At 59.3% G+C, this 10,952-nt stretch carries 14 protein-coding genes; 5 read left to right on the forward strand and 9 right to left on the reverse strand.

Annotation, left to right across the window (positions count from 1 at the left end; all coding sequences use genetic code 11):
- Together A3728_RS21440 and gabT are read right to left on the reverse strand one after the other, a co-directional pair.
- Positions 1-444 (reverse strand): TAXI family TRAP transporter solute-binding subunit (locus A3728_RS21440; RefSeq protein WP_150120946.1); only part of this gene is annotated, 444 nt, incomplete at its 3' end.
- Positions 445-886: 442 nt separating this feature from the next.
- Entirely contained in the window at positions 887-2,269 is a 1,383-nt protein-coding gene (gabT, locus tag A3728_RS21445) for a 4-aminobutyrate--2-oxoglutarate transaminase (protein ID WP_082851078.1), read from the reverse strand.
- A 181-nt stretch (positions 2,270-2,450) separates the two neighbouring features.
- Here gabT and A3728_RS21450 point away from each other — a divergent pair, with 181 nt between their 5' ends.
- Positions 2,451-3,002 carry a cupin domain-containing protein gene (locus A3728_RS21450; protein ID WP_067928602.1) on the forward strand — a complete coding sequence of 184 codons (552 nt, stop codon included), beginning with the start codon at positions 2,451-2,453 and terminating at the stop codon, positions 3,000-3,002.
- Between the two features lie 83 nt (positions 3,003-3,085).
- On the opposite strand, the gene A3728_RS23355 is transcribed toward A3728_RS21450, so the two are convergent.
- The 4 genes from A3728_RS23355 to A3728_RS23940 form a co-directional block, all read right to left on the reverse strand.
- Positions 3,086-3,244 (reverse strand): hypothetical protein, encoded by a 159-nt coding sequence (locus A3728_RS23355; protein WP_161487220.1) that lies wholly within the window; start codon positions 3,242-3,244, stop codon positions 3,086-3,088.
- A gap of 408 nt (positions 3,245-3,652) precedes the next feature.
- Positions 3,653-5,377 carry a sensor histidine kinase gene (locus A3728_RS21455; protein WP_067928605.1) on the reverse strand — a complete coding sequence of 575 codons (1,725 nt, stop codon included), beginning with the start codon at positions 5,375-5,377 and terminating at the stop codon, positions 3,653-3,655.
- A gap of 1 nt (position 5,378) precedes the next feature.
- A complete protein-coding gene (locus tag A3728_RS21460; protein WP_067928609.1) occupies positions 5,379-5,936 on the reverse strand; it encodes an RNA polymerase sigma factor in 558 nt (185 codons plus the stop codon).
- Entirely contained in the window at positions 5,933-6,187 is a 255-nt protein-coding gene (locus A3728_RS23940) for a NepR family anti-sigma factor (protein ID WP_330220299.1), read from the reverse strand. The genes A3728_RS21460 and A3728_RS23940 overlap by 4 nt, the downstream gene beginning before the upstream one ends.
- Before the next feature lie 12 nt (positions 6,188-6,199).
- On the opposite strand from A3728_RS23940, the gene A3728_RS21470 reads away from it, so the two are divergent.
- The 3 genes from A3728_RS21470 (at position 6,200) to A3728_RS21480 (ending at position 7,800) form a co-directional block, all read left to right on the forward strand.
- The gene (locus A3728_RS21470) at positions 6,200-7,009 is read left to right on the forward strand and encodes a response regulator (RefSeq protein ID WP_067928612.1); all 810 of its coding nucleotides are present in this window, start codon (positions 6,200-6,202) and stop codon (positions 7,007-7,009) included.
- A gap of 99 nt (positions 7,010-7,108) precedes the next feature.
- Positions 7,109-7,426, forward strand: coding sequence for a DUF883 family protein (locus A3728_RS21475; protein ID WP_067928615.1), 318 nt, complete (start codon positions 7,109-7,111; stop codon positions 7,424-7,426).
- Complete coding sequence (locus A3728_RS21480; RefSeq protein WP_067928618.1) at positions 7,426-7,800, forward strand: hypothetical protein; 375 nt, start codon at positions 7,426-7,428, stop codon at positions 7,798-7,800. Before A3728_RS21475 ends, A3728_RS21480 begins: the two co-directional genes overlap by 1 nt.
- Here the strand turns inward: A3728_RS21480 and A3728_RS21485 are convergent.
- Positions 7,772-8,125: a hypothetical protein gene (locus tag A3728_RS21485; RefSeq protein WP_067928621.1), complete on the reverse strand. Its 354-nt coding sequence runs from the start codon at positions 8,123-8,125 to the stop codon at positions 7,772-7,774. The genes A3728_RS21480 and A3728_RS21485 overlap by 29 nt on opposite strands.
- An 83-nt stretch (positions 8,126-8,208) precedes the next feature.
- Between A3728_RS21485 and A3728_RS21490 the strand changes: the two genes are divergently transcribed.
- Positions 8,209-8,937, forward strand: a complete 729-nt coding sequence (locus A3728_RS21490) for a Crp/Fnr family transcriptional regulator (RefSeq protein ID WP_067928625.1) — start codon at positions 8,209-8,211, stop codon at positions 8,935-8,937.
- 4 nt (positions 8,938-8,941) lie between these two features.
- Here A3728_RS21490 and A3728_RS21495 read toward each other — a convergent pair whose 3' ends face one another.
- Together A3728_RS21495 and A3728_RS21500 are read right to left on the reverse strand one after the other, a co-directional pair.
- Positions 8,942-9,886 (reverse strand): YihY/virulence factor BrkB family protein, encoded by a 945-nt coding sequence (locus tag A3728_RS21495; RefSeq protein WP_067928638.1) that lies wholly within the window; start codon positions 9,884-9,886, stop codon positions 8,942-8,944.
- Between the two features lie 76 nt (positions 9,887-9,962).
- A complete protein-coding gene (locus tag A3728_RS21500; protein ID WP_067928628.1) occupies positions 9,963-10,820 on the reverse strand; it encodes a formate/nitrite transporter family protein in 858 nt (285 codons plus the stop codon).
- Positions 10,821-10,952 lie beyond the last annotated feature (132 nt).

The following is a 10,952-nucleotide window of genomic DNA, read 5'->3' on the forward strand; positions in this document are numbered from 1 at the left end:
CTGACCGGAACCGGGGTTGCCGATGTTCACGCGCTTGCCCTTGAGGTCATCGAAAGATTCGATGCCGCTGTCGGCGCGGGCGATCACGTTGAACGGCTCACCATGGACGGAGAAGACCGCGCGCAGATTGTCGAACTTGTCACCCTCGAACTGGGATGTGCCGTTGTAGGCGTGGAACTGCCAGTCAGACTGGGCCACGCCCATATCCATGTCACCGGCCTTGATCGCGTTGATGTTCGCGATGGAGCCGCCCGTGGAAGGCGCCGTGCACTTGAGACCATGCTCGTCGGATTCACGGTTGACGAGGCGGCAGATTGACTGACCGACGACGAAGTAGACGCCGGTCTGACCGCCCGTACCGATGGTGATGAATTTTTCCTGCGCCATCGCGACAGTACCGGCCGACAAGGCCCCTGCCACCGCGAGCGTTCTGAATAGCTTCATAGCTTATACTCCCTTGTTGCTAATCACGGCGTAGAATTGAATCCGCCGTCATCCTCTCAGGCTAGAACGTCTGCGGCTGCGTTCAAGATGATCCGCACTCACACGACGACCTTTGCCCCCTCCAGGTTTCGTCGCGGCACTCCCGGCCAACGCGAAATGGAGATTCCTGAAAGTCAGGTTAGGCACGTTTGAAATTATGATCAAGCGCCCTGTGAGGTTTGACGCACTGTGGGAATAAGTATTTGTAAAAATGGTGGAAAAACAGGCGTTGCAGTTCGGGGTAACTGCCTCGGCCCTGCCTATGTGTAAAATATATTCATCATTGTGTCGGAAATTTTACAACTCAGGTTTGTTCCGACACATTCGGAAATTGGGATACGTGGGATGCAAAAAGGGCGGGGTAATCACCCCGCCCCGCCGTTTCGTTGCCAAGCAGATCAGGTCAGTGGGCTTCTTCTGCCACCGCGGCCTGAACTGCCTCTTCGAAGATGTTCAACCCTTCCTCGACAATCTCGTCAGAGGCGGTCAGCGGCACCATCACGCGCACCGCGTTCCCGTGCATGCCACATCCGAGCAGCAGCAGACCGCGCTTCATCGCATGTGCGATCACGCGCTTGGTAAAGTCCGCATCCGGCTTGGCGCTATCGAAGTCGGTGACGAATTCGACGGCGACCATGGCCCCGAGGCCGCGGATATCCCAGAACCGGTAGGGCGCGGACCGTGCGCCGATCTCTGCGAACCGCGCCTTGAGCGTTTCACCCATCTGGGCAGACCGGGCCAGCAGGCCTTCGTCCTCGATCGCCTCGATGGCTGCCAGAGCCGCTGCACAGGCGACGGGGTTGCCGCCATATGTACCGCCGAGGCCGCCGGGGTCCATCGCATCCATGATGTCAGCGCGACCGATTACACCGGCCAGCGGGTAACCCCCTGCCATGGATTTCGCCACGGTGATCAGGTCCGGCACGACGCCGGAATGTTCGATGGCGAACCATGTGCCGGTCCGGCCAAAGCCCGCCTGAACTTCGTCGGCGATCAACATGATTCCGTGCTGGTCACAGATTTCGCGCAGTTGCTGCATCATCTCGAAGGGAACGGGGGTGTAGCCCCCCTCGCCCAGAACCGGCTCGATGATGATGGCGGCGACACGGTCGGGCTGCGCATCTGTCAGGAACAGGTTCTTCAGCCCGGTAATCGCATCCTCGACGGTGATGCCGTCCCGCAGCGACGGGAAGGGCGCGCGGAAGACATCCGCCGGGAAGGGGCCCACGTTCTTTTTGTAGGGGCTGACCTTGCCGGTCATCCCGAGGGTCAGAAGCGTACGGCCATGGTAGCCGCCGGTGAAGGCGATGACCCCGGGGCGACCCGTCGCAGCGCGGGCGATCTTTACCGCATTCTCGACGGCCTCGGCACCCGTTGTCACGAGCAGCGTCTTCTTCGGCGCGTCACCGGGGGCAAGTTCGTTCAGCTTCTCGGCCAGCTCGATGTAGGGCGCATAGGGCACCACCTGAAAGCTGGTGTGCGTATAGAGGTCTTCCTGCGCCTTCGCGGCGGCCACGACCTTGGGGTGGCGATGGCCGGTGTTCAGCACGCCGATGCCGCCGACGAAGTCGATGTAGCGGTTGCCGTCCACATCCCAGAGCTCTGCGTTTTCGGCATATTTGGCATAGACCGGCGCTGCCGATGCGACCCCGCGTGCCACTGCCTTTTCGCGGCGCGCGATCAGGTCAGCGTTGGTCGCCTGCGTGCTCGAAGTCTCCACGATGGAGATCTTCGCGGATGATTTCCCGCCTGTCTTGCGGGTGGTCTTCTTTGCAGTGCTGGGCATGAAGGTTTCCTTCCATGGAGACGAGATGCGTTTAAAAAACGCTCTTATGATGTTTAATATAATTGTCAATTCTGATTCTGCACGGCATTTAACGCGCTATGTCGCCTCAGGCTGAAATTTGCCTGTGACAACATCCAGCCCGCGTTCTAGACGATGTGGGCGTCGACTGCGGAGAATGAGCTTGGATATCGGCACCAAACTTCGGGCAATCCGAAAGCAGCGCGGCCTGTCGCAGCGCGAGCTTGCTGCACGGGCCGGCCTGACGAACGGCACCATCTCTTTAATTGAAAAGAACAAGACCAGCCCTTCGGTCGCGTCCCTCAAAAGCCTGCTCGATGCCATTCCCATCAGCATGGCGGAATTCTTTTCGAACCTCGAAGAAACGGCGCTGTCGAAAGTGTTCTACCGCGCGGATGAACTGACGGTCGTTTCGCCGACGGGGGACCAGCAGGTCACATTGCGCCAACTGGGCAACGCCGAAGCCCATGCCTTGCAGGTGTTGCACGAAACCTACCCGCCGGGGGCCGACACGGGGCCGGAACTCCTCAGCCATGACGGGGAAGAGGCGGGTATCGTGGTGCAGGGCGCGATCGAGGTCACGGTCGACGGGGTTTCCGAAACGCTGAACGCGGGTGACGGTTACCTCTTCGACAGCCGCCTGCCGCATCGGTTCAGGAATACCGGCAAGGAAACCTGCATCGTGATCAGCGCCTGCACGCCACCCAGCTTTTGAGGGTCGCATAGAAAGAACCCCGCACGCCGTTCTGGCGCGCGGGGTTCACTGTCCGTCCATGACAGCGGGGTGGGGGCAGTTCGTCAGCGTCTGTCGTCGCGACGCTTTGAATTGCTCTCCTGTGCATCCCATTGATGCCGGTGTTCGTTATAGTCGTTCCGCCTGTTCGTGGTCAGAGCAACTATGATGATCGCAGCCATGGTCAGGATCGTCAGACTTCCAAAAAACAGTTCTGTTTCCATGTCCTTCCCTTTCCACGTGTAAACTTAGAATTTCGCTCTCTTCGACACCTCAACTGCGCTCCGGTGCCACCGGTTCCGGGGAGAAGTAGATTTCCTGCGCGGCACTCTGTCGGTTTCCGCCGCCCAAAACGCGATATTTCGGATCAAACTTTCCAGATGGCTTGGATGCAATTTGGGGCGATAGGCGCTGCGCAAATGGATCGTGCGCAACACAACCTTAAGCCTATCTGTCTGCTTATGTTAAGTTTTATGGCGGCCGATAGTTAAGGTACCAAACCATGTTCCGCGCGTAAGGGGAGACAAATTCCGGGCGCTCTGCCTCTCGTGTTGCGGAATTCTGTTGAGCGGAAACCCGCGAATTCGAGCAATATTGATGCCATTATGCTACAAATGTGATGCCGGAAAGATTCAGTAGTCGTAAACCTGCTTCGACCGCTGCGGTACCGGGAAGACTACCGTCATGTGGTAGCTGTCTTCGTCATCTCTCACTTCGGTCTGTCCGTTCAACTGGCGGCTGAACGCCTGAATGAGCCGCGAGCCAAGGCCTGTGCCGGCTTCCTCGGGCTTTTCGCCCACCGTGTTGGATATCGTCAACCGGGCATGATCCGGCTCTTCGAAAGTCAGCGAGATCGAGATCGAACCGGGGGTATCCTTGCCGTGTGCCGGGACGTATTTAAGCGCGTTGGTCATCGCCTCCGATACCAGCAGCGTCAGGGGCGCGGCATCGTCGGCGTCGAGCAGCACGGATTCGAAATGCTTCTCAACCTTGACGTTCGCGCCCGCGGGGAGGCCGACCGAAAGGAGCTGGCCCACGATTTCCTCCATCAGGGCACCCGCGTCGACCCGCACCAGATCGTCATTCTGGTAAAGGTTCTTGTGCACCGTCGCGAGGCTGAGAATACGTTCCTGCAACCGCTGAAGCACCCGACGCGCATCCTGAGATTTCGCCTGCCGGATCTGCATGTTCATGATGGAGGAGATCAGCTGAAGATTGTTCTTCACCCGGTGGTGAACCTCCTTCAGCAGAATGTTCTTCTGGCGCAACCCGTCTTCGAGCGTGGCTTCATCCCGCAGGATGGATTCCGCCATGGCAATGAATGATGCCTCGATCTCCACCAGTTCGGTTGGCACGCCCGCACCCAGCGTATCCTTGGGCAGCGTCCGGTTCAGCGCAAAGCGCCGCATCTGCCGCCCGAGCTTGCGAATATGCGTAATGGCAAGACGGTTGAGTGCCCAGAACGCGACGATGAGGCTGGCCAGCCACATGGCGATGGGCAGCAGCCCGCTGAGGCGTGTGGAAAGACCCGATTGCAACATCGCGGTATCCGCGGGCCAGACGCTCATCGCGTAGACGGCATTGGGCACGATCGGCAAAACGGCAAAGGTGCGCTCGGTTCCATTGGCGTTGTCGGCGGCAAAGACAATCGGATCCTTGCCAACAAAGCCCGATACCGGGACGCCGGTGGGAAATTCGATATCCGCGGTCTGAAGGCCCAGTTCCGTGGTCAGGATCTCCCCGCTCTTGTTCAGGGTCACCATGGCAAGCGGGTTCAGTGTGCGGGGGCTTTCCTCGATCTCATCGAAGGTTTCGTGCGGGATCGATATCGCGATGTAGCCGACGAGCTCCTCCTGCTCGAAGACAGGTGCGTTGATGACGGTAACAGGCTTTTCCGTGATCGAACCGAACCGGGTGGAGGTCGCCCTGCGCCAGGGTTCCTGCTTCAGCTTCATGAAGCCTTCGTCCACCGAGAAGTCGAATACCCGGCCTTCCGAAGAACAGGTCATCCGGCCGTCGGGCTGAATGAAACCGACAAGCGAATAGGCGTTCGACGCTTCGGCGTAAGCTGCAAGAAATTCGGAGCAGAGCGAATTGTCGTCACCCCAAAGACGCACCATGGGGGACAGCGCTTCGGCCGCGCCGAACGCCTCCTGAATGATCAGCCGTTCGGCGGCAGAGGCCTGTTCGGTAATCGCCAACAACGACAACTCGGCGCTCATCCGGCTTTGTTCGGCGATCTGTCTGGTCTGGACAACGGCGATCAGTCCTATGGGCAGCAAAGCCAAGGACAGGAAAAGCAAAACGCGGACAGTAAGTCCGCGCAGCAGATCCCCGTTGAAAAAACCAGATGTCATTTCAGAATGAAGATACTTTGGACGCAGATAGAACTGACATTGTGGCGTCGTCCGTCATTTCAAGCGCCTCATCCTCATTGAGCCCCATCAGTTCCGCCAGCCTTGCGCGGGCCCGATTGGTGCGGCTTTTGATCGTGCCGACGGCGACACCGCACATATCCGCAGCTTCCTCATAGGAAAACCCGGATGCACCGACAAGAAGCAACGCTTCGCGCTGTTCGTCTTTCAGCAAGGCCAGCGCCTTGCGGAAATCGGCCATCTGCATGTGACCGTCATGGGCGGGTTTCTCCGCCAGATTGTCGGTGAACACGCCATCCACATCCGCGACCTCGCGGTTCGCTTTCCGGCGGGATGAATAATAGGTGTTCCGCAGGATCGTAAACAGCCACGCCCGCATGTTGGTCCCGACCTCGAATTTCTCGATGTTGGTCCATGCTTTCACAAGCGTGTCCTGCACCATGTCATCGGCGATCGCGCCATTGCGCGTCAAACTGATGGCGAACGCCCGCATTGCCGGCAGATGCTCTACCAGCTCGTCACGTGGATCACTTCCGCTCATCCGCGTGAACCTTCGCCGGATTCCTGTTTTTTGAGTTGGCTCAGGAGTTCTTTGAACCGGTCCGGGATACCTTCTTCGAGTGTTTCGTCGAAAACCCTTCTCAGATTTTCATCGATCACTTTTTCCCGATCGTCCCGGTTGTCTGATTGCACCAACATGCCCTCTAGCTTCACAGCTTTGTCCAATTTAAAGTACGCATACTGGAACCAAACACAATGCTCGGATGTTTGGTTCCAAGAAAAATCAAACAAGGACGTTCACCAATGACCGATACCCCTCAGACCCGCAGCATCAGCGACGAATTGGGAGACAACATTCCCTATCTTCGCCGGTTCGCGCGTGCCATGACAGGTAGCCAGAAAAGCGGCGACATGTTCGCCGCAGCCGCGTTGGAGGCTATTCTGGTCGACCGGTCGGTTCTGGATGGTATGGACACCAAGACCGGGCTTTTCAAGGTGCTCTATGGTATCTGGGCCAGCGCCGGCGCCCCCGTCGAAGAGGGCGAGAATGGCCTGCAGGCCAAAGCGCAGCGCCACCTCGCGAAACTGACGACGGATAGCCGCGAAGCCTTGCTGCTGCATACGATCGAAGGATTCAATTTCCGCGAAGTCGCTTCTATCGTGGGTGTCGAAGAGAGCGAGGCCGAGCAGCTCGTCGATATCGCACGCCGCGAAATGGCGGACAGTGCGACAGGTTCCGTCATGATCATCGAGGATGAGGCGATCATCGCGATGGATATCGAGTCCATCGTGGCGGATATGGGCCACCGCATCACCGGCGTGGCCCGGACGCGGGACGAGGCCGTGAAGCTCGGCCGCGCCGACGTGCCGGACCTGATCCTTGCGGACATCCAGCTGGCGGACAACTCGTCGGGCATCGACGCCGTCAACGATCTGCTGGGCGAGCTGGGCATGCGGCCCGTGATCTTCATCACCGCCTTCCCCGAACGGCTTCTGACCGGCGACAAGCCGGAACCGGCCTTCCTCATCTCCAAGCCCTATTCCGTCGATCAGGTCGTTTCCGCCGTCTCGCAGGCGATGTTCTTCTCGTCCACGGAAACGCTGAACGCCTGATCCAGTTGCACCGCGCTGCCGCCCGGTACAGGGCGGCGGGTCGGTGCATTTCCCACGTCATCGCCCCCCTTGGGGCGCAGAATACAAAGGAGCCTTACCATGGCGAAATCCACGACAGCTTCCACCGATACCTCTTCCTCCAACGTGACGGTCGAGGATCTGTCCTCCCAGCTCGAAATCCTGAAAAAGGACATCGCGGCCCTGACCAACTCGCTTGGCGACTACGGCAAGACCAAATCGCAAGAAGTCACGCGCCAGGCCAAGGACGCGGTGAACGATGCCACCACGGCAGGCCGCGTCCGTGCGCTTGAAGCACAGGCCTCGGCTGAAGAGTTCATCCGCACCCAGCCCGCCACCGCGCTCGGCATCGCGGCAGGTGTTGGCTTTCTCGTCGGTATCGTGACGGCGCGCCGCTGATGCTGGGGCTGGTTGCCGCCCAGTTCAACGCCGCCGCATCGCGGACGGCAAAGACGGCCGCGCTCGGACTGAGCGCGGCCATTTTCCTCGGCATCGGGTTCATATTCCTGACGACGGCGCTCTGTCTCTTCTTGCTAACAGTGACGACGCCGGTGGTGACCTTCCTCATTCTGGGGATGGCCTATGTCGGCATCGGATCGATCATCTTTTCGGTGATGCAGGCACGCAATCGCGCCCATCAAAGGCGCAGGGAAGCAGCAGCCGCAGCCGCGACCGCAGCGGTTCCCGCCACGATGGCAGGGGGTAGCGGAGTCGTCGGTCTGCTGGTGGCCTTCATTACCGGGCTTACTGCTGCCCGGAAAGCGCGCTTCTGACAGCGCGAAGCAGCATTTCGGAGTTGAACGGGCGGGACACCTGATGAAACATGCCGGTGGACCCGTCGCTTTCCGCCGTATCGTCCGAAATCACCACGAAAGAGATGTCCTGCGTCTTCGCACGCAGGATGCCCAAAAGAGATTCCAGTTCCTTCCGGTTCGAAGACAGAACAGCGACACAGGGCTGCAAAACACCCGCGGCCTTTTCGGCCAGTTCCTCAAGCGCGGAATAGGCCGAAACCTGAACACCGGGAAAATTCGCTGCCAGCGTTTCCAGAATGTCGCAACGAATGAACGGATCTCTCTCGAAAACGATAAATGACATAACCAAGCGCCCCATTAATGCACTAATGATACCAGAGAATGCGGCGCCGCGCATTAAACTGTGACACAAGACTAGGAATTCGGATGACGACACAGTGCCGTTATTGCCCCCTCCGCCGGAAGCGGGCCTTTCTGAATTTGTCTCGCGAAGAGATTGAGTTCATGCAGCGGTTCAAGACCGGCGAACTGACCACGGAACCCGGGGCCACCATCCTGATGGAAGGCTCCAGCACACCGCAGCTTTTTACCGTTCTCTCCGGCATGGGAATACGCGACAAGAAGCTGATGAACGGCCAGCGGCAGGTCATCAATTTCGTCTTCCCCGGCGACTTTCTTGGCCTCCAAGCGGGGCTGCTGGGCGAAATGAGCCATTCGGTCGAGGCGCGGACACACATGCGCCTCTGCGTCTTTGACCGGTCAGAGGTCTGGTCGCTGTTCCGCAACCATCCGTCCCGCGCCTTCGACATCACCTGGCTCGCCGCGGTGGAGGAACATTTCCTCGGCGAAACGCTGGCGACGATCGGACAGCGCACCGCCCTGCAATCCGTCGCATGGGCCATGGTGAAACTGTTTCTGAGAGGGCGCTCGCTCGGGATGGTTACGAACAATCACATGTCCCTGCCTTTCACCCAGCGGGACATGGCGGACGCGCTCGGCCTTTCGCTGGTGCATACCAACAAGACCCTGAGCAAGCTGAAGGAGCTGCAACTTGCATCCTGGGCGGACAAAAGGCTCCAGATCAACGATCTCGACGAACTTGCAAAGGTCGCGCTCACCACGGTGGAAGAAGTCACCCCCCGTCCGCTTCTCTAAGGGCTCAGTCCGGGCGCTTCGGCGTCTCGACCGCCGGGGGCAGCACGGTATCGGCCACATAGGCCCCCCGCTCCCCCAAGGGCTTCGGACGACCGGTGGTACTGTCCGACTTCGTGCGCATTTCGATCTGGGCGTTCAGCGAGGCCCCGAGCAGGATCAGGAAACTGCTGATCCACAACCAGATCAGCATGGCGATCACGGCCCCGATGGAGCCATAGACCTGATTGTAGTTGCCGAAATTGGCAACGTAGAAGGAAAAGGCGATCGAAAGCGCCGCCCATGACACCACCGCCATCAGCGCGCCGATGGTGATCCAGGGCATCCGCGCGGAACGCCGGTTCGGACCATAGCGGTAGAGCACACCAACCCCTGCGAACAGGACGATCACCGCGATGGTCCAGCGCACCAGATCCGCCATCAGGTTGCCGAAGGGCCCCAGCGGGAAAAATGCCAGCACCACCGGGGCAATCACCACCGTCAGCAGCGCCACGATACCCACCCCGACAAGGCTGATCGTCAGCAACAGCGCCCGCGCGTAGTGACGTGCGGCGTTCCGGTTCTTTTCATAATATACGTTGTTGAGCCCGATCATCATCGCGCCCACGCCCGCCCGCGCCGACCAAAGCGCCACGAAGAGAGAAAGCACACCCGCCCAGCCGAGCGTATCGGCCCGCGCGGTCACAAGCGACACCACCTGATCGTTGACGATATCGTAGACATCATCAGGCAGCAGGCCACGCACCTCTTCAAGCTGCGCCACCACGACCGCCGGGTCAGAGATCAGACCCAAGAGGGCAATCAGGGCCGCCAGCGCGGGAAAAAGCGAGAGCATCCCGAAGAAGGCCACCCCGGCGGAAATCAGGCCAAGGTTATTTTCCGCCACATGCGCCAGACTCGCCTTGAAGGCGGCCCAGTAGATGGATGGATCAGCCGGCAATCTGCGTTTCACGGGCACGGATACCTCTTTCGTACGGTCTTCTCAGCATAGCCATCGGACGAAGCGGCAAACAACCCGGTATCCCGCGTCATTCATGGTCGTTTTCCTCAACGTCGTCACGCACCTGGCCCCAGGCGACCAGCGTAAAGATCACTGTACCGCCTATGATATTGCCTGACAGAACCGGCAGGAAGAACCTGAACAGCGCGGGATAGGCATCCAGTTGCCCCTGCCAGACCAAAACAGCCATCTCGACCGAACCGGCAACGATATGGGTGAAATCGCCTGCCGCGATCAGCCAGGTAAAGGTCAGGATAAGGAAAAACGCCGTTTCGTCGGCCTGCGGCAGCATCCACACGATCAGGGCCACGATCACACCCGCCGGAATAGCCCGCCAGAAGCCTTCTTCGGCGGACATGCCGGTGGCATGATAGGAAAGTTCGTTGATGGCAGGCAGAAGCTCCGGCGGAATGGCCGGTGTAAAGACGAAGAGTGCCGCGACAGCAAACGCCCCGACGACGTTCGCAGAAAGCACGATGAACCACAGCCGCAGCATGCAATAGAGCGAATGCCACGTGCGCTTGCGCATGATCGGCAGAACGGTGGTGATCGTGTTTTCGGTGAAAAGCTGCATCCGCCCCATGATCACCGCGATGAAACCAAGCGAATATCCAACGTTTTCGATCAGATAGCGATAAGGCGTCTCAGGCAGGTAGGTGCGAAAGATCGCCTCCCCCAGAACCGAAAGGCTGATCATCATGCCCGCCGCCACGCCGGACCAGACAAGCGAACGATGCGTACGGGCAAGCTCTTCCTCGCCCTCGCGGCGAATGACCTCGTAGATCAGGCGCGGGGTCAGTGCTGCGGCCTTCTTGACCGAACGCTCGGTTTCCTGTTCTTCGGCAATCTTCTCAACCGAAGGTTGCTTTTGTATCAATGGGGCCATTCGGCGCATTCCTTATGAGTCGCGCACCATCTAGCGTAGGGCGCGGGTTTTTACAGATAATTCTGCGCGGTGCGACGCAAGGACACTTGCATTCCCTGCGGTTGAACCAATGATGCGCCCGAAACCTGTTGA

The sequence above is a fragment of the Sulfitobacter sp. HI0040 genome, assembly GCF_001634885.1.
Taxonomy (GTDB): Bacteria; Pseudomonadota; Alphaproteobacteria; order Rhodobacterales; family Rhodobacteraceae; genus Sulfitobacter.

Coding starts and splice junctions, on each gene's coding strand:
- gabT (WP_082851078.1), bottom strand. CDS start 2,269: ATGCCCAGCACTGCAAAGAAGACCACCCGCAAGACAGGCGGGAAATCA.
- A3728_RS23355 (WP_161487220.1), bottom strand. CDS start 3,244: ATGGAAACAGAACTGTTTTTTGGAAGTCTGACGATCCTGACCATGGCT.
- A3728_RS21455 (WP_067928605.1), bottom strand. CDS start 5,377: ATGACATCTGGTTTTTTCAACGGGGATCTGCTGCGCGGACTTACTGTC.
- A3728_RS21460 (WP_067928609.1), bottom strand. CDS start 5,936: ATGAGCGGAAGTGATCCACGTGACGAGCTGGTAGAGCATCTGCCGGCA.
- A3728_RS21470 (WP_067928612.1), top strand. CDS start 6,200: ATGACCGATACCCCTCAGACCCGCAGCATCAGCGACGAATTGGGAGAC.
- A3728_RS21475 (WP_067928615.1), top strand. CDS start 7,109: ATGGCGAAATCCACGACAGCTTCCACCGATACCTCTTCCTCCAACGTG.
- A3728_RS21480 (WP_067928618.1), top strand. CDS start 7,426: ATGCTGGGGCTGGTTGCCGCCCAGTTCAACGCCGCCGCATCGCGGACG.
- A3728_RS21485 (WP_067928621.1), bottom strand. CDS start 8,125: ATGTCATTTATCGTTTTCGAGAGAGATCCGTTCATTCGTTGCGACATT.
- A3728_RS21490 (WP_067928625.1), top strand. CDS start 8,209: ATGACGACACAGTGCCGTTATTGCCCCCTCCGCCGGAAGCGGGCCTTT.
- A3728_RS21500 (WP_067928628.1), bottom strand. CDS start 10,820: ATGGCCCCATTGATACAAAAGCAACCTTCGGTTGAGAAGATTGCCGAA.